This is a genomic window from Ruegeria sp. CL7, from assembly GCF_056536445.1.
Window position 1 is genome coordinate 48039 of sequence record NZ_JBQFPQ010000004.1, and the last position, 17500, is coordinate 65538.

A 17500-nucleotide genomic window follows, 5' to 3' on the forward strand; every position below is an offset into this window, starting at 1 on the left:
TCCCCGAAGAGACATCACAACGTGCATCGGCCTTCTGAGAAAGTGGCCATCCGACTTGGGCACGAAACCCTCGTTCAGCTGATCACCCACCGGTAAGCCATTGCAGTTCAACGCAAATCCTAAGATCCAGTCTCTCTGCCAAGACCCCCGGGCCTTTGCGTCCCACCTTCGGTTCCGAAGAACCTGTGTGGTGTTCAGACTGTTGCAGCATGCCTTGTATCTGACAAGAAAATAGCACTGCAGCATGAAAATTAGACGGGGATAAATTGTTGGTATCTGCCGGGAAATCTTTGTGGATAATCCGAGAAGTTTCGACTCCACGCATGTTTGTCCCGGGACATTTTCAGGCCTGAACCTGAGCCCGGCTTTTGGCCCAATGCTGCGGGCGCAAAGGCCACCGCACGCGCCATTAGTTGAGAATTGCGGGGTTTGTACAACTCTCGGACCACCAATCTTTCGAATCGTACATACGGAGATTCGCCGATGCGTTGCACCATTTCCCATGCGCGCGCCCATTTGGGCGCTTTGGTCACCCGCGCACAGGACCCGCGCGAAGTGATCATACTGACCCGGCACGGCAAACCGCTGGCCGCTCTGGTCTCGGTCGCAGAAGCGAAGCGGATCTGGCATTTGCAGGATGATGACGAGATCGGGTGGAAACACCCGCTGTCGGGCATTCGCGGAATGTGGTCGCGGGGACGCAACATCCCCGGAATGGAACCGGGACCGGACGGCAGCTATGTCACCGCGCGCGAAGCCGCGCTGAAGGTTCGCGAGATCCAGATGACCCGCGCCGAGGAACGCCGCATTCTTGCGCGGGGTGGTCTGGTTCCTATCGCAGGCGGTGAACTGGCCGCCCGGCCCGTCTCCGCGCTGTGGAGACGATTGTTCCGTTTTTGAGAAGCGGTCCGACCCGCACGTGGCAACCTACTAACCTCCGCCGCAGTCAAAATTGCAGCAGCGATACTTACCCCCTACAATCGTCCGGGCCGGACGCGCTTCAGTTCACCTGACGTTCCAGAACGGTGCTGTAGGTCGTTCCGTTCCGCAGGCTACGGAAATCGGCAAAGATCTTGCCATCTTCGTACCGCGCATCGATCAACGCATTCGCGCCGATCAGCAGAGGTGAGGTTTCGACGATGCCGATGCTGCCCGTCCCATCGAGGCTGATGGTGCCGGTGGCCTCGTATTCATTCCAGTCGGAATCGCCATCGCGACGCCATTTGCTGTGCCCCCAGAAAACGTTGCCGTCCTGAAGCTGCACATCCAGCATCCATTCGGCCTGATTGAACCGGGGCTGATCGCCTTTGTAGTAATGGCTGGGCTGAACGGTCGTGTAAGACCCCAGCCAGGTGCCGCGCAGGTCGGGCGTGGTATCGGCCAGCGCGGCCGTTCCAAGGGCGAGGGTCGTGGCCAAAGCGGCTGCTCCGGCAGTCATGTATCTGGTCATGGGCTCTCTCCTTCTGTCTGGTCAACAGATTGGGACCGCCCGAACCGGTTACAACTTACTTAAGGGAAACTTCATGATTGGTTCAGCGGGGGCTTAGAATGGAGTTTCAGGCCCAGGCCAAAGCTGTCCCGACAATGACCAGCGCGATGCCAATCCCCTCGCGATAGGAAAAGTTCTCGCCAAACAGGAAATACGAGGCGATGGCGATCAGCACGACCTCGGCCCCCAGAATGCCGGTATAGATGATGCCCAACCGTTCGTTGCGCAGCGCGGCAAGTTCCAGCGTCGCGGCGGCCAGCAGCGTGGCAACAATCAGAAGGGTCAGGCCAACACCGGGAATTTTCCACCAGAACTTCATCGAGATCATGGCAACGGAATAAAGACCCGCCGACCCGAGGGCGATGAGAGGGATGAGCGATGTGGACATAAGGGCCTCCTGCCGAGGTTGCCGTCGCGTCAACTTTAGCAGGTGGGCGAAGTTGAAGCTGTGAGGTTGATCACAGACTTCGGTCAGAACACGATTGCGATGAGTTCGGACAGCCCAATCAGACCCAGCAACACATTCGACGTCAGGATCAGCCCTTTCAGGTTACGCGCCTTCAATCCTTGGGCAAAGCTGGTCTGCGCAAACTCCTCGGTCATGTCGCCGCGCAGGTTTTCAACATCTTCCAGCGCGGTCTTGCCCGCCAGAACACCATAGGTGGTGATCACAAGCACCAGCACGATCAGCGGCAGAGCAACTCCTTCGGCCCCAAACCCAATGACCGCGGCGATGGCGACATAGGCAAAGATCGAGGTGCGCATGACGTCGTAATAATGGTCAAGACGGCGCATCGAAATCTCGGAACGCAATTGCGGGTCCATAACACTTCCCCCTTTGAAAAATCTGTTTGGAATGCGGGGAGTCTAGCACTTTTGGCTGGATTTCAGAAATTGGGGGGGTCGGGTAGAACCGAGGGCCGCGCCGACCCGAGGGGATGAGCGGCGTCTCGGAATTCGTCCAGTGGACGAATTCAGCCGCGAACGGGCGGAGCTCCGGGGCGCAAGCGCGCTTGCAACGGTTGATCAAGAGAGATGAGGGCCGCGACCGACCCGAGGGGAGGCGCAAACGCACCGCCCCATGGGGGCGGGTCGGCGCGGCCCGGCGGTGCCGCCGGGCGGGTGGGTTGACTAGCGAACTCTACTACTATTATGAGCGCGTTGGTTCCTAGTTAATAATTTCACCGATATTCTGAATATCATTTAAGATCCAGATATCGTCATCCTCTATTGTTCGGCGAGTTACGAAAAGCTCTGAGTCAACGAATATAAGTTTTTGCTTTTCTCCAGACAGTTTGATCTCCGGTGCGTTCCTTTCAAGAGCCCGACCCTCTGCAGTGCCAATCAACCAAGAGCACAAAAGGACAGCTGTGGAAGCCCCCATGGCCTTTATTTCACTCAGGTCTACTCGCCTATTTGAATAAACAAAACGCACTCTCCATTTTCTTTCTTCAAAAAGTTTTTCTGCTTGATAGCCGCCCAAAATTACAATCGCCAAAATGAATGCAATTGCTATCAGAAATCGGAACTCTCCAATTAGGGTGAAAAAGAAAATGCCAAAAGCAAAGATTGACGAAATCAAGACAGGCCTACCGACCCATATAAGTAGTACCGCGTCGAGTAGCCTTCTACACTTAACTATGTACTTCCGTGACCAACGCTTAGCTTGGGCGGGAAGAATTCTTGAAGCGGACCAAGGAAATTGGACTATCAGCAGCCTAGCAAGGCCGAATATCGGGTCGTAGAGTACAAGTGTCGCGGCCCTTGCCAAAAAAACCGCAAAAGCAACTCGAAAAATTGCGTCTTGAGTGCAATACACTAGTATTTGCACTCCAACGGCTTGCCGGACGTGTTGCGGAAACTCCAATAAAACAGAATAGGAAAAAACGCTAAATGCGCCAAAAATCACCGCCGACCAAACGATAAGCCACCTGTGCCTATTGTAAAAATCGACTAGGACTTCCATTAGCTGTCCATCTTCAACGCAGAAATAAACGCCTCCTGCGGGATATCCACTTTCCCGAACTGACGCATCTTCTTCTTACCCGCCTTCTGCTTGTCCAGCAGTTTGCGTTTCCGCGTGGCGTCGCCTCCGTAGCATTTGGCGGTCACGTCCTTGCGCAGCGCCGAGAGGGTCTCGCGGGCGATGACCTTGCCTCCGATGGCGGCCTGGATCGGGATTTTGAACATGTGGCGCGGGATCAGGTCCTTGAGCTTTTCGCACATCGCGCGGCCCCGCATCTCGGCCCGGTCGCGGTGAACCATGGTCGACAGCGCATCGACCGGTTCGTCATTCACAAGGATCGACATCTTGACCAGATTGTCCTCGCGGTAGCCCGTCATCTGGTAGTCGAAGCTGGCATAGCCCTTGGTCACCGATTTCAGGCGGTCGTAGAAGTCAAAGACGACCTCGTTCAGGGGCAGGTCATAGACGACCATGGCGCGGCTGCCCGCATAGGTCAGGTCCAGCTGGATGCCGCGGCGGTCCTGACACAGTTTCAGCACGTCGCCGAGGTATTCATCGGGCACCAGAATGGTCGCCTTGATGCGCGGTTCCTCGATATGGTCGACCTTCGACGGGTCGGGCATGTCGGCGGGGTTGTGCAGCTCGATCATCTCGCCGTCTTTCATGTAGACGTGATAGATCACCGACGGCGCGGTGGTGATGAGCTCGATATCGTATTCGCGTTCGATGCGGTCGCGGATGACCTCAAGATGCAGCAGGCCCAGGAAACCGCAGCGGAAGCCAAAGCCAAGCGCGGCCGAAGTTTCCATTTCAAAGCTGAAGCTGGCATCGTTGAGCGCCAGTTTGTCGATTGCATCCCGCAGGTCTTCGAATTCGGCGCTGTCCACTGGGAACAGACCGCAGAACACCACCGGCTGCGCGGGTTTGAAGCCCGGCAGTGCGACTTCGGTCCCGTTGCGGTCATTGGTGATGGTGTCACCTACGCGGGTGTCGCGGACCTGTTTGATGGATGCGGTCAGGAATCCGATCTCGCCGGGGCCAAGCGAGTCGACCATCTGCATCTCGGGGCGGAAGACGCCGACACGGTCGACATGGTGCAGGGTGTTGTTTGACATGAACTTGACCCGCATCCCCTTTTTCAGCGTGCCGTCCATGATGCGGACCAGAACGATGACGCCCAGATAGGCGTCGTACCACGAATCCACCAGCATCGCCTTGAGCGGTGCGTCCAGATTGCCCTTCGGTGCGGGCAGGTGCTGTACGATTGCTTCCAGAGTTTCGTGGATGCCCTGCCCCGTTTTGGCGGAAACCTGAATGGCGTCGGTCGCGTCGATACCGATCACATCTTCGATCTGTTCGGCCACGCGGTCACAGTCGGACGCGGGCAGGTCGATCTTGTTGAGCACCGGCACGATCTCATGATCGGCGTCGATGGCCTGATAGACATTCGCCAGCGTCTGCGCCTCGACCCCTTGGGTCGAGTCGACCACCAGCAGAGAGCCCTCGACCGCGCGCATCGACCGCGAGACTTCATAGGCGAAGTCCACGTGGCCGGGGGTGTCGATCAGGTTCAGCACGTATTGCTCGCCATTGTCGGCGGTATAGTCGATGCGAACCGTGTTGGCCTTGATGGTGATGCCACGTTCGCGCTCGATATCCATGCTGTCGAGCAGCTGTTCCTTCATGTCGCGATCCTTCACCGTTCCGGTCTCTTGGATGAGCCGGTCAGCAAGGGTGGATTTGCCATGGTCGATATGCGCGACGATGGAGAAATTGCGGATATGAGCGAGGTCTGTCATGGGTTGGGGATATGTAGAGGAATCGTGGATTGGTCAATAGAAACGCGACAGAGTTTCGGTGCCTTGTCCGCTAAACTTCAAGAGGGCAGATTGGACCGCTTGTATTAGCAGGAATGCACATGGTTATTTTAACCCGTCCAGAAGAGTTTGAAGATTGGCTAAATTCGCTTTCAAACACGGCACTGAAAGCATTTGCCACGCGTTCAGCCTTACAAGTTCTTCCCTATGCTTTTGTTTTATCAGATCAAGAAAGTAGCAGCCGCGAACAGGCGCAATTTCTTCTAGCTTGCTTTAGAGCCAATATTGTTTCTGGACTCGTTGGTACTGGGCTTTACCCAGAAATAGCTTCGATCACCTCTAGTACTCTAGGCACCCTCGACGCCGCCAATACCGAAAACGGGTACGGTACATTAACCGACCCGACCTTATCCAACGTCGCTACTGCCGTCGCCGCAACCTTCTATGCAACGCGCGCCACGCCTGCCGAAACAATTCAAGATCTCAATGCCAACGCATTCACCTACGGTGCCGAAATTATCCAAGCGCTATCTGCCGATGCTATTGCGCTAGCCGCGACACCAGATGAAACTGAGCAGGTGTTTGCCACCGAACTGTGGCATGGTGCAGTACCAGAGCCGTACGCCAGCTTGTCGCAGCGGTTTTCCGAAAACGCCACCGAGACGCCATGGGAGTTTTGGGCTGAATGGTACGAGGGAATGCTGAAGGGTGAACCGTTGGACTGGGAACTTCAGCGGCGGGTTGCTTTGACTGGCAATAGTATTTGGAACGCAGGCCCGGAAGCTGTTGCTGAAGAAATTGCGGAAATTCAGGCAAGGTGGGAAGTCGAGAAAGCCTTATCGGACATCAAAGGTAGCCTGACGGTTAGAACCTCAGCACGCCACGGCATCGGAGGGAACAACCCTCCTAAGAGCATCGAAGATGAACGGTTGTCCGACGCGTTAACCTTGATCTGGGAAACGACCGACGACCTCTCGACGGCATTGGAAGAGGAAAGCCCTGCTCGTGAGTGGATTGAAGCAATTCTGGGCAAACTCAAAGCAGGACTGTTTGGCTTACTCAAGTGGTGCGTTGGTAAGGCAAATTTAGGAGTTGGCACTGCGGTCGTTGCAGGCTCAACCAAAGGCACTACAGCGATCGTTGACGCTTACATAGCTAAACACCCGGAGAAAATTGAAGCGTTGATCGAGGCCATTGAAAGGTGGCTCCCGCTCCTGTCCTGACCGGTGCCGGGCTGAAACCCGGCCTACGGGGGTGGCGGGATTGTATCGTTTCCGGCTCGTGCAATCACTTTTTCGCAACGTATGATTGATCCGCGCGCCCATTTGATTCATACTCCGCCGCAGACCGAGAGGGGCGCAAGACACCTCCGGGCAGGCAAAAACGAGGCTCGAGTATGAAACAGTTCCTCTTAATCGCATTTTGTGCGGCATCGCTGACGGCGGTGGCTCCGGTTGCGGATGCGGCGCAGATCAAGCGGGCGTGTCTGGCGTCGGACCGGTCGGCGGCGACGCGGGATCGGTGCAGTTGCATCCAGCGCGTGGCGGATCAGGCGCTTACCCGCAGCGATCAGAAAACCGTGGCCAAATGGTTCACCGACCCCCATCAGGCGCAGGAGTTGAAGATGTCGCAGACCGCGCGCGACGATGCGCTGTGGGACCGGTATCAGAACTTTGGCCAGATGGCGCAGGCGATCTGCAGCTAAGCCCCTCTGAAACCTTGACCTGATCCACGCTGCGCCCCAGAAAGGCGCAGCGAAAGGTGTATCTTATGGTGATGAAAGGGCTGACCCTGCGGGGCCTTGAGGTGTTCGAGGCTTTGGCGCGGACGGGATCGGTGGCACAGGCCGCCGAGATCACGGGGCTCAGCCAGCCATCCGTTTCCCAACAGTTGCGCAATCTGGAAAAGGCTTTGGGCACCGAACTGGTCGATCACGGGCGCCGACCGATGCGCCTGACGCAGGCCGGGCGCAGTTTTCTGGTGCGGGCCGAGGCGGTTCTGGCCGAGCTGCAAATGGCACAAAGCGAATTGTCGGTCATGGATCTGGGGCATCTGACCACGCTCTCCATCGGATTGATCGACGACTTCGACAATGACCTGACCCCACGGCTGGCCACGCTGCTGGCGGACAGTCTGACCCGATCGAATTTCAAACTGATCACCTTGTCGAGCCTCGATCTGTTCGAGGCCTTGGCCGAACAACGCCTGCATATGGCCGTCACCGCCCATAGCGGAGAAGTGCTGGAAGGGGTGGTCGAGTACCCTCTGGTCCGGGATCCGTTCATTCTGGTTGCGCCTCAGGGGGCGGGCGGAGTGGAGGCTGTGCAGAACAGCCTGCCATATCTGCGCTATGCCCGCGAGCAGCTGATCAGCCGGCAGATCGAGGCGCATATGGCGCGCGGCGCGCAGGAGTTCGAGGAACGGTTCGAGATCGGCTCGCACATGGCGCTTATGGCCATGGTTGCACGGGGTCTGGGTTGGGCGATCACGACGCCGCTGGGCTTCATGCGCGCAGCGCGTTTTCATGACGGGCTGGAGGCCCACCCTGCCCCGTTCGGGGATTTCTCGCGCAGCATATCATTGCTGGCGCGAACGGGCTGGTCCGATCAGGTGCCGCAGGAGGTCGCGGGCATGACACGGCGTCTGATGCAGAACCAGATCGTTGACCCGGCTTTGGCCAAACTGCCCTGGCTGAGCGGATCGCTGCGGGTGATCGGCGGTTAACTGTCCAGATGGGCAGCAAGGCCGTCAACCGCTGCCTCGATCAGGTCCAGCGCGCCATCGAAATCCCGTGTGTAATAGGGGTCAGGCACATGATCCGCGCCGGCCTCAGGGGCGAAATCGGTCAGCAGGCGCACCGGGGTGTCACTGCCGGCGGGGCGCAGATTCTCGATATCCGCGATGTTGTTGGCGTCCATGCCCAGGATCAGGTCGAAGCGGTCGAAATCGGCAGCGGTGAACTGACGCGCGCGCAGGTCGCCCAGATCGATTCCCCTGACCTTCGCAGCTGCCTGCATTGGGCCATAGGGCGGTTTTCCCGCATGCCAGCCCATGGTTCCGGCACTATCGGTTACGTGATGTGGCGCGCGGGCGCGAAAAACGCCCTCTGCCGCAGGCGAGCGGCAGATATTGCCCAGGCAGACAAAAAGGATACCGTGTGACATGCATTATGCTGTACCGCGCGGAGGAGAAATGGAAAAGATCGTGATTCTGACCGGGGCCGGAATATCAGCCGAGAGCGGGTTGAGCACCTTTCGCGATGAGGGTGGATTGTGGGCCCAGCACCGCATCGAGGATGTCGCCACGCCGGAAGGATTCGCCCGCGATCCCGCACTGGTTCAAGGGTTTTACAATGCGCGGCGGGTTCAGGCCTCCGAAGTTCAACCCAATGCCGCTCATGAAGCACTGGCCCGGCTCCAACGGGACTGGCCCGGAGACGTCGTGATCGTAACCCAGAACGTGGACAGCCTGCACGAGGCGGGCGGCGCAAAGGATGTCATCCACATGCACGGAACTTTGGCGGGCGCGCTGTGTTCAGCTTGTGGCCATCGCTGGACCGCCCCGCCCGAAATGGCGGTTGGGGAATCCTGCCCCGCCTGTGCGCGGCCCACGGCCCGGCCCGATGTGGTCTGGTTTGGTGAAATGCCCTATTTCATGGACGAGATTTATGACCACCTGAGCAGCGCGTGGCTTTTTGCCGCCATTGGCACCTCGGGTCAGGTTTATCCGGCGGCAGCGTTCGTGCACGAGGCACAAGCGGCGGGCGCTCGGACGATCGAGATCAATCTGGAACCGTCGCCGGGCGCATCCGGGTTTGATGAAAGAGTTGTCGGCAAAGCGACCCAGACAGTTCCGCAATGGGTCGGGCACCTGCTTGCGCCGCATAGTTAAAGTACAGACAACACTCGCTTAATTCGGTTAGAATGCCCCCGAAACGACTGGAGGACAAGACATGACGGATCAGGACCCCCGGACCGGTGAAATTCTGGATGAAGGCAGCATGGCCGGGCGCGACATGCTGGGAGAGCAGCTTTCCAGCCTGTGGTGGACCTTTCTGCTGCGCGGAGTATTGGCCGGGCTTGTCGGTATTGCAGCACTGTTCTGGCCGTCTGGCAGCATCGCGTTGCTGCTGCGGCTGGTTGGCGTGCTGCTGATCCTCGATGGTGGCCTGACGCTTTTGGGCGTTGGGCGTCGCGGGGTAATGGGCGGCGCTGCAATCGGTGCGCTTCTGATCGGGCTTGTCCTGCTGATCTGGCCGGAAGGGACGGTCAAACTCGCCTTTTTCCTCATGGGCGCATGGGCGCTGATTATCGGGATCGGTTCGCTGGCGGCATCCGGGCAAATGCACGAGAGAGACCCTCAACGCGGCTCCATGCGCGTCTCGGGTTTTGTCGCGCTTGTGGTCGGGCTTGTTTTGATGATCTGGCCAGCGGTCGCGCTTGTTGCGCTGGGATGGGGCATCGCCTTTTCGGCACTGGCCATCGCCGCGGTCATGTTCTGGCTGGCATCCCGATTCCGCCAGGCCGGTGACCGCGTCGGTATGAAAAACGTCAACAAATAGCACCAGCGGCGGCCGCAGGAACAACAGGCCGGGCAATGCCCGGCCTGACGCATGAATGACGGCCGCAGCGCGGCCCGAAGACAGGCGTTGCCCTAGTTCGAATGAGATCCGTGCCCACCCATGTCCTGACGCTCCAGATCGACCGGGATTTCGATCTCAACCTCGCCAGCCTTTTCAAAGATCAGCGTCACCGGAACCATGGCGTCCTGCTCGAACGGTTCGGTCAGCCCCATGAACATCACATGGTCGCCGCCGCGTTTCAGCATGTGGGTTTCGCCTGCCGGAATGGCAAAGCCTTCCTCGACATGCACCATCTTGGCCACGCCATTGTCGTCGACTTTGTGCGTGTGCAGTTCAACCCGAGCAGCGGCATCCGACGTCACGCCGACCAGACGGTCGTCCGCATCGCCCAGATTCTGGATCATCATGAACGCGGCACCTGCCTTGGCGGTCTTTCCCGACGACCGGGCAAAGGCGTCATCAACTTTGATAGTGCCTTCGGCAACAGCGGGCATGGCCAGGGTCACGGCGGCCAGGGTTGCAAACAGAGTAGTTTTGAGGGACATCGTGCCTCTCCTGTATTGTAGGTTTGAAAAAGTAGTGTCTTCAAACACGTACAGGCGGCGCGCGCGCCGGGGTGCCGGGGACCGGCAAGGCGATTTGATTGACCAGATGTCGCAGCGGCGCTAACTGCGCCTGCTCTGGTGCCATAGGCATGGGCGGCTGGGCAATGGCGACCGCGCCCATCAGGGACAGCGCGTAATCCGGGCAGTAATGCGGTGGCGCGGTGGGCTGTCCGTCTTCGTCCATATAGACAACGACCGGACCGGTGCCTGTGCACAACACCATCTGACCCACGGCCCTGTCCATGCCGCGGGACACCGCAAGGCCCTGCCCGGTCAGAACCAAAAGCAGGGACAGAGCATAAGGCAGGAATCGTGTTATGGCAGGTCTCATCCTGACCCGGGTATAGGTCAGTCAGCAAAGTAGCTTCAAGCGCCAAAGGGTCGCGCTTGAAGCTGGTTTCAGTAATCAATTCCCGGTCGTTTCACCTTGCTTGTATTGAAGCTGGTGTGGGAACGATTCACCCTGCGCTGCATCCGCGTACAAGCCGAAATTGCTTTGCGAAAAACCGCGGCCAGAAACAGGAAAAGGTAGAAACTTTTTAACGTCATAGTGAGGCCCCCGCCTGATGAATGACAGTGACGATAGGTCAGATTCGGCTTTCCGTATGTGAAGCAATTCACCAATGGCGAGAAATAATTTCGAATTTGAAAACAAAGCAAGGCAGCAGCGGGCGTCTCAAAACAAAAAAGCCCCGCACCTCAGAGGTGCAGGGCCTGAAATCCCGTAAGCGAAAAGGCTTAGGCCGTGGCTTGCGCCTTGGCGATTTCCTTCTTCACTTTCAGCGCGTTCGCCGACAGTTCTTCATCCTTGGCTTTGGCCAGGAATGCGTCCAGACCACCGCGGTGGTCAACCGAACGCAGGGCGGCTGCCGAGATGCGCAGCTTGACGCCGCGGCCCAGGGTCTCGGACTGCAGGGTAACGTCATTCAGGTTCGGCAGGAAACGACGACGAGTTCTGTTTTTGGCATGGCTGACATTGTTGCCAGTCATCGGGCCTTTTCCGGTCAGTTCGCAACGGCGCGACATGGTTTCTTCCTTTGTTTCTGGAGGCCGGGCACAAAGCCCTCGGCCAAATCACAAGGGGCACAACCCGAAGTCGCGCCCGAAAACTGGTTGGATGCGTGTAGTGGGAATCGCAGGAAGCGTCAAGACGGACCGAACGAATTCTTTCATTTTGCGCCCGCCTTTGAAACCTTGCCCCCTTTCACCCCGTCAGCTCAGCGTGCCAAGCAGTTCTTCGGCCGCGCGGGCCGGGTTCAGACGCCCGGCCGAGACTTCAGCGTTCAGGCGTTCCATCTCAGCCTTGGCCTGCGGCGTGTCGAGCCGAGCCAGAAGGGCATGGCGGACTTCCTGATCGAACCAGTATCGCGCCTGGGCGGCCCGGTTGGCTTCCCAGATACCGTTGTCGCGGCGCCACCGGGTCAGGGATTGCATCTCGTCCCAGGCTTGCTCCAGCCCCTGTTCTTCGACCGCTGAAACGGTCATTGCCTTGGGGAAACCTTCGGGATCCTGCGGGCGCTTGCGCAGCAATCGCAACGCGCCGGCATAGTCTGCGCATGTCCGGGTCGCCGTGGCCTTAAGGTCGCCATCCGCCTTGTTGATCAGGATGATATCGGCCATCTCCATGATGCCACGTTTGACACCCTGCAATTCGTCCCCACCCGCCGGGGCCAACAGCAACAGGAACAGGTCCGACAATTCGGACACCACCGTTTCAGACTGCCCGACGCCCACGGTTTCAATCAGCACCACGTCATAGCCTGCGGCCTCGCACAGGGCGATGGCCTCGCGGGTCCGTCGGGCAACGCCGCCGAGATGGCTCTGGCTGGGGGAGGGGCGAATAAAGGCGTTCTTCTCGCGGCTCAGGCGTTCCATCCGGGTTTTGTCCCCCAGAATCGAGCCCCCCGAACGGGCAGAGCTGGGATCGACTGCCAGAACCGCGACACGCAGCCCCTGCCCCGTCAGCATCATGCCAAAGCTTTCGATGAAGGTGGACTTGCCCACCCCGGGCGTACCCGACAAACCGATCCGGAGCGCCTGACGCCCCGATCCTGCGAGCTGGGCCAACAGCTCGCTGGCCTGTGCACGATGATCGGCGCGATTGCTTTCCACCAGAGTGATCGCGCGGGCCAGCGCCCGGCGCTCGCCCTTCAAAATCCTGTCGCTGAGGCTGTCTGTCTGCATTCTTGTCCCGATCCTAGAGGCAGGAATAGTTGCCGCGCTCGGGGGGCGTTTGTCCAGACCGCAGGTCGCCGGAAATGCGATCAAAGCGAAAGCTGCGTCAATTCGTGCGTTGCTTGGCCGTTCAGGGTTGATTCTGCCGCCCCGGTGTCACCAGAACGTGCGCGGCGCGAGAACTGGACGACACCAGCATGATCGCGGATAAGAACCGGATGACGATACGCCTGCCCATCGACGACGCCATTCCCGAACTGCTGCACAGATTGTGCGCGCAGGGCCGCGCGGTATTGCAGGCCCCACCGGGGGCGGGCAAGACCACGCGGGTTCCCCTGGCAATGCTCGAGGCGGGTTTGTGCGAAGGCAGGATCGTGATGCTGGAGCCCCGGCGGCTGGCGGCCCGAGCCGCTGCCGAGCGGATGGCCGAGACCCTGGGAGAGCGCCCAGGGCAGACCGTGGGATACCGTGTGCGCGGCGAGGCGAAAGTGTCGAAAGACACCCGGATCGAGGTGGTGACCGAAGGCATCCTGACCCGGATGCTGCAATCCAACCCGGATCTGCCGGGAATTGGCGCAGTGATTTTCGATGAATTCCACGAACGGTCTCTGAACGCCGATCTGGGGCTGGCCTTGTGCCTCGAAGTGACCGACGCATTGCGGGACGATCTGATCCTGCTGGCCATGTCAGCCACGCTGGATGCGGATCCGGTCGGCGCGTTGATGGCGGCCCCTCTGGTCACATCGGACGGGCGCAGCTTTCCGGTTGAGACGCGCTGGCTGGATCGGCCATTGGGGCCGCAAGCGCGACGGTTGGATGCGTTGATCGATCTGGTGGTGCAGGCCGAGCGTGAGACCCGGAAGTCCGGCGGCGGAATTCTGGTTTTCCTGCCGGGAGAGGGTGAGATCCGACGCGCTGAAAGCCTTTTGAACGGTCGGTTGCCCGACAGTTGCGTGGTGCGCCCGTTATTCGGAGCCATGCCCTTTGCGGCCCAGCGTGCCGCGATTGCCCCGGTGGAACAAGGGCGCAAAGTCGTGCTGGCGACGTCGATTGCCGAAACCTCGCTGACGATCCCCGACATCAAGGTCGTGGTGGATATGGGACAGGCCCGGCGGGCTCGGTTCGATCCGGGATCGGGCATGTCCCGGCTGGTGACCGAACGGGTGACCCGGGCCGAGGCCACACAGCGCGCGGGCCGGGCCGGACGGGTGGCCGAAGGGGTGTGTTACCGGCTCTGGTCGAAGGGGGAAGACGGTGCGCTGGCCGCCTACCCGCCTGCCGAGATCGAAGCGGCGGATCTGACCGGGCTGGCGCTGGAGCTGTCCCTGTGGGGCGCTGACGCGGCCGATCTGGCCTTTCTGACTCCACCTCCCGAGGGGACGATGGCCGAGGCGCGGGCTTTGCTGACAATGCTGGGCGCACTCGATACCAATGGGCGGATTACCGATCATGGGCGCGCCCTGGCGGCACTGCCCTTGCATCCCCGGCTGGGGCACATGCTTGTGCGGGCCGGTCCGAACGCCGCCCCGTTGGCGGCCTTGATGGCCGAGCGTGACCCCCTTCGCGGCGCGCCGGTGGATATCACCCTGCGGCAAGAGGCGCTGCGCGACCCCCGGGCCTTTCAGCGCAACAGGGTCTGGCAGGTCAACATGGGCGCAGTGGATCGGATCAATGCCGAGGCCAGACGGCTGCGAAAACAGGCCAAGGGCGACTCGCCCGATCTGAGCCCCGCTGCCATGGCTGCGCTGGCCTATCCTGACCGCATCGGGCAGCGGCGCAAGGGCGACGCGCCGCGCTATGTGCTGTCAGGGGGGAAAGGTGTTGTTCTGGACAGTGCGGATTCACTGGCCAACGCTCCGTTTCTGGTCGTCATCGACACGGATGGCAACCCGCGCGAGGCGAAGGTCCGGATGGCCACCCAGATTTCGGAACGCGACATCCGCGATCTGTTCGCGGATCAGATCGGCTGGGTCGAGACCTGCGCCTGGTCCAAACGCGAGCGGCGCGTCGTGTCGCGGCGGCAAGAGCGGTTCGGTGCGATCACATTGGACGACCGCATCTGGAAGGACGTCCCGGACGACGCTGTGGCCCGCGCGATGCTGGATGGGATACGCGATCTGGGCCTGCGGCTGGAGGGTGCCGCCGCGCGCCTGGCCGCCCGTGTCGAACTGGTGCGCGCCGATGGCGTCGATCTGCCCGATTTTTCGGTCGCAGGCCTGATGGCCGATATGGAAGACTGGTTGCTGCCCATGCTGTCAGGGGTCAAAAGCGCCGAAGACTGGAAGAAATTCGATCTTTTGCCCGCCCTGCGCGCGCGGCTGGACTGGGCGCAGACGCAGGAACTGGACCGGCGCGCTCCGGGGTCATTTGAAACGCCGCTGGGGCGCAAGGTGCCAATTGATTACAGCGCGGCCGTACCGGAAATCTCGGTCCGTTTGCAGGAAGTGTTTGGCGTGACCCGACACCCGGCGATCGGCGGCCAGCCTTTGAAGATCACTCTGCTGTCACCGGCGCAGCGCCCGATCCAGATAACGCGTGACCTGCCCGGTTTCTGGGCGGGCTCTTACGCGGATGTACGCAAGGACATGAGGGCGCAATACCCCAAACACCCCTGGCCCGAAGACCCGACCCAGGCTGATCCCACGCTGAGGGCAAAACGCAGACGTGACTAGAGCCGTCAGCAAAGCCCGAGCCTTGCCCAAAATCCACAAAACAACCCAGAAAACCCTCAAGAATCGGCCAAACCCGGCCAATACTGGAAGGTTTAATTGAAACTCACCATTTCCGTTGTTAAGTCGTATCAACTTTGAAGGCATAGAGTAGACTGACAAAAAACTGATGAATGCATGGCTGCAAAATATCTGGGAAGAGGTCGGGCGACCGCTGTTCCTGCGCCCCCGACGGGTGCAGTTTGCGGCGTTATGCACCCGCGTTTATGACGGGCACGATCAGGTTCTGCTGATCACCAGCCGTGACACCAAACGCTGGATCATCCCGAAAGGCTGGCCCATCGATGGTTTGAGTGGCGCGGAAACAGCCCTTCAGGAGGCCTGGGAAGAGGCCGGAGTGCGCGCGGATGCAGTTCACGATGAACCCGTCGGCCAATTCACCTATGACAAGATCCTCAAAAACGGATCAGCGCAACCGGTATTGACCAATGTCTACAGGATTTCGGTGCGCGCGCTGGCGGATGACTTTCCCGAGGCCGATCAGCGCGAGCGCAGCTGGTTTTCGCCGGTTGAAGCGGCCACTCTGGTGCAAGAGCCCGAGCTTCAGGCCTTGTTGCGCAGACTGTAAGGAATTCGCAACATTTCGATGGCACCCAGCTTGCCTGAGCATCCGGATACCGTTAGTGGCGCACGATCCTACAATATCTGACCAAGTTCATGTGTGACACGAATCCGAAACCACGCTGGCAAACGTTGGACAGCGACCTGCACCGAATTTCGCGGGTCGAAACCGCCAACATCCATGTCGCGCGCCACCTGCTGGCACCGGGGGTCGCACTGGCCTTCATGGCGCTTGCCGGGCTGACGGCGGCGGTCCTGTTCGGTCGGGCGGATGGCAGCCATGTCGTGGTCGCGGCGGCCGCGTTCGGGGCCTATATGGCGATCAATGTCGGTGCCAATGACGTGGCCAACAACATGGGGCCAGCGGTCGGCGCGAATGTGCTGACCATGGGCGGTGCCATCGTGATTGCCGCCATCGCCGAAAGCGCAGGTGCGTTGCTTGCGGGGGGTGACGTGGTCTCGACCATCTCGAAGGGGATTGTCGATCCCGCCTCGGTGCAAAACAGCGAGGTGTTCATCTGGGCCATGATGGCAGCGCTGATATCTTCGGCCATGTGGGTCAACCTGGCGACCTGGATTGGCGCCCCTGTGTCCACAACGCATTCAGTCGTGGGCGGGGTGATGGGTGCGGGCATTGCAGCAGCGGGCCTGAGCGCGGTGAACTGGGGCACGATGAGTGCAATTGCAGCCAGCTGGGTGATTTCGCCGATGCTCGGGGGTGCGGTTGCCGCGGCTTTTCTGGCGCTGATCAAGTCGAAAATCCAGAATCAGGACGACAAGATCGCCGCCGCGCGCAAATGGGTACCTGTCCTTTTGGCGGTGATGGCGGGGGCCTTTGCCACCTATCTGTCCGTCAAAGGCCTGCAACGGATCGTGCATATCGATCCGGAAATGGCCCTGTTGATCGGGTTGGGCGTGGGGCTGCTGACCTGGTCCGTGACCGTCCCGTGGGTCAAGCGCAGATCCGAAGGGATGGAGAACCGAACCCGGTCGCTGAAGACGCTGTTCGGCCTGCCGCTTGTGATCTCGGCCACGTTCCTGAGCTTTGCCCATGGTGCAAATGACGTGGCCAATGCGGTCGGTCCGCTGGCTGCGATTGTCCACGCGGTCGAGTTCGGAGAGTTCGCCGCGAAAGTTCCAATCCCGCTTTGGGTGATGATCATCGGAGCGTTCGGGATTTCCTTCGGTCTGTTTCTGTTCGGCCCCAGGCTGATCCGGATGGTGGGCCGCCAGATCACCAAGCTGAACCCGATACGCGCCTTTTGCGTCGCCCTGTCGGCGGCGATCACCGTAATTCTGGCCAGCTGGCTTGGCCTGCCGGTCAGTTCGACCCATATCGCCGTTGGTGCAGTCTTTGGCGTCGGCTTCTACCGAGAGTGGGATTCCGAGCGCCGGCGCAAACAGGGAAAGCGTCACCGCACAGAACATCACCTTGCCCCGGAAGAATACCGCCGTCGCAAGCTGGTACGGCGGTCGCATTTCATGACCATCGTGGCCGCGTGGGTAGTCACTGTGCCCGCCGCCGCAACCATGTCGGCCGTCATTTACTGGGTGTTGACCGCGTTCGCCTGAGGGA

General features: G+C 59.9%; 19 protein-coding genes. 9 read left to right on the top strand and 10 right to left on the bottom strand.

The genetic code is table 11. From position 1 onward, the window contains the following. Positions 1–483: 483 nt before the first annotated feature. Positions 484–900, top strand: a complete 417-nt coding sequence (locus tag ACR0LI_RS12185) for a type II toxin-antitoxin system Phd/YefM family antitoxin (RefSeq protein ID WP_171724388.1) — start codon at positions 484–486, stop codon at positions 898–900. 100 nt (positions 901–1000) lie between these two features. Here ACR0LI_RS12185 and ACR0LI_RS12190 read toward each other — a convergent pair whose 3' ends face one another. From ACR0LI_RS12190 to lepA, 5 genes are all read right to left on the bottom strand, one after another. Further along, positions 1001–1450, bottom strand: a complete 450-nt coding sequence (locus tag ACR0LI_RS12190) for a hypothetical protein (RefSeq protein ID WP_171724389.1) — start codon at positions 1448–1450, stop codon at positions 1001–1003. A gap of 106 nt (positions 1451–1556) precedes the next feature. Next, entirely contained in the window at positions 1557–1877 is a 321-nt protein-coding gene (locus ACR0LI_RS12195; protein ID WP_170345061.1) for a hypothetical protein, read from the bottom strand. Between the two features lie 83 nt (positions 1878–1960). Further along, positions 1961–2314 (bottom strand): hypothetical protein, encoded by a 354-nt coding sequence (locus ACR0LI_RS12200; protein WP_171641127.1) that lies wholly within the window; start codon positions 2312–2314, stop codon positions 1961–1963. 343 nt (positions 2315–2657) lie between these two features. Further along, positions 2658–3071 (bottom strand): hypothetical protein, encoded by a 414-nt coding sequence (locus ACR0LI_RS12205; RefSeq protein WP_480718585.1) that lies wholly within the window; start codon positions 3069–3071, stop codon positions 2658–2660. A 383-nt stretch (positions 3072–3454) separates the two neighbouring features. Then, on the bottom strand, positions 3455–5254 hold the full coding sequence (lepA, locus tag ACR0LI_RS12210) for a translation elongation factor 4 (protein WP_480718586.1): 1800 nt from the start codon (positions 5252–5254) through the stop codon (positions 3455–3457). Positions 5255–5373: 119 nt separating this feature from the next. Between lepA and ACR0LI_RS12215 the strand changes: the two genes are divergently transcribed. The 3 genes from ACR0LI_RS12215 to ACR0LI_RS12225 all read left to right on the top strand — a co-directional run bounded on the left by ACR0LI_RS12215 (position 5374) and on the right by ACR0LI_RS12225 (position 7996). After that, entirely contained in the window at positions 5374–6495 is a 1122-nt protein-coding gene (locus tag ACR0LI_RS12215; RefSeq protein ID WP_480718587.1) for a hypothetical protein, read from the top strand. A gap of 173 nt (positions 6496–6668) precedes the next feature. Beyond that, positions 6669–6977 carry a hypothetical protein gene (locus ACR0LI_RS12220; protein ID WP_171229650.1) on the top strand — a complete coding sequence of 103 codons (309 nt, stop codon included), beginning with the start codon at positions 6669–6671 and terminating at the stop codon, positions 6975–6977. A 65-nt stretch (positions 6978–7042) separates the two neighbouring features. Further along, positions 7043–7996, top strand: a complete 954-nt coding sequence (locus tag ACR0LI_RS12225) for a LysR family transcriptional regulator (protein ID WP_171205681.1) — start codon at positions 7043–7045, stop codon at positions 7994–7996. Here ACR0LI_RS12225 and ACR0LI_RS12230 read toward each other — a convergent pair. Next, positions 7993–8436: a low molecular weight protein-tyrosine-phosphatase gene (locus ACR0LI_RS12230; protein WP_480718588.1), complete on the bottom strand. Its 444-nt coding sequence runs from the start codon at positions 8434–8436 to the stop codon at positions 7993–7995. The genes ACR0LI_RS12225 and ACR0LI_RS12230 overlap by 4 nt on opposite strands. 28 nt (positions 8437–8464) lie before the next feature. On the opposite strand from ACR0LI_RS12230, the gene ACR0LI_RS12235 reads away from it, so the two are divergent. Both ACR0LI_RS12235 and ACR0LI_RS12240 read left to right on the top strand, forming a co-directional pair. Next, positions 8465–9163 (top strand): NAD-dependent deacylase, encoded by a 699-nt coding sequence (locus ACR0LI_RS12235; RefSeq protein WP_171638223.1) that lies wholly within the window; start codon positions 8465–8467, stop codon positions 9161–9163. A gap of 61 nt (positions 9164–9224) precedes the next feature. After that, positions 9225–9833, top strand: coding sequence for an HdeD family acid-resistance protein (locus ACR0LI_RS12240; protein WP_171638196.1), 609 nt, complete (start codon positions 9225–9227; stop codon positions 9831–9833). A gap of 92 nt (positions 9834–9925) precedes the next feature. Here the strand turns inward: ACR0LI_RS12240 and ACR0LI_RS12245 are convergent, their stop codons facing one another. The 4 genes from ACR0LI_RS12245 to meaB form a co-directional block, all read right to left on the bottom strand. Further along, positions 9926–10399 carry a copper chaperone PCu(A)C gene (locus tag ACR0LI_RS12245; RefSeq protein WP_209546981.1) on the bottom strand — a complete coding sequence of 158 codons (474 nt, stop codon included), beginning with the start codon at positions 10397–10399 and terminating at the stop codon, positions 9926–9928. Positions 10400–10439: 40 nt separating this feature from the next. Beyond that, positions 10440–10790 (bottom strand): hypothetical protein, encoded by a 351-nt coding sequence (locus ACR0LI_RS12250; protein ID WP_171638200.1) that lies wholly within the window; start codon positions 10788–10790, stop codon positions 10440–10442. Positions 10791–11197: 407 nt separating this feature from the next. After that, positions 11198–11485, bottom strand: coding sequence for a 50S ribosomal protein L28 (gene rpmB / locus ACR0LI_RS12255; RefSeq protein WP_050603240.1), 288 nt, complete (start codon positions 11483–11485; stop codon positions 11198–11200). Positions 11486–11671: 186 nt separating this feature from the next. Beyond that, on the bottom strand, positions 11672–12643 hold the full coding sequence (gene meaB / locus ACR0LI_RS12260) for a methylmalonyl Co-A mutase-associated GTPase MeaB (protein ID WP_171232539.1): 972 nt from the start codon (positions 12641–12643) through the stop codon (positions 11672–11674). Between the two features lie 188 nt (positions 12644–12831). On the opposite strand from meaB, the gene hrpB reads away from it, so the two are divergent. The 3 genes from hrpB to ACR0LI_RS12275 all read left to right on the top strand — a co-directional run bounded on the left by hrpB (position 12832) and on the right by ACR0LI_RS12275 (position 17496). Next, the gene (hrpB, locus tag ACR0LI_RS12265) at positions 12832–15306 is read left to right on the top strand and encodes an ATP-dependent helicase HrpB (RefSeq protein WP_480718589.1); all 2475 of its coding nucleotides are present in this window, start codon (positions 12832–12834) and stop codon (positions 15304–15306) included. A gap of 166 nt (positions 15307–15472) precedes the next feature. Beyond that, positions 15473–15931: an NUDIX hydrolase gene (locus ACR0LI_RS12270; RefSeq protein ID WP_171724395.1), complete on the top strand. Its 459-nt coding sequence runs from the start codon at positions 15473–15475 to the stop codon at positions 15929–15931. An 89-nt stretch (positions 15932–16020) separates the two neighbouring features. After that, the gene (locus ACR0LI_RS12275) at positions 16021–17496 is read left to right on the top strand and encodes an inorganic phosphate transporter (RefSeq protein ID WP_480718590.1); all 1476 of its coding nucleotides are present in this window, start codon (positions 16021–16023) and stop codon (positions 17494–17496) included. Positions 17497–17500 lie beyond the last annotated feature (4 nt).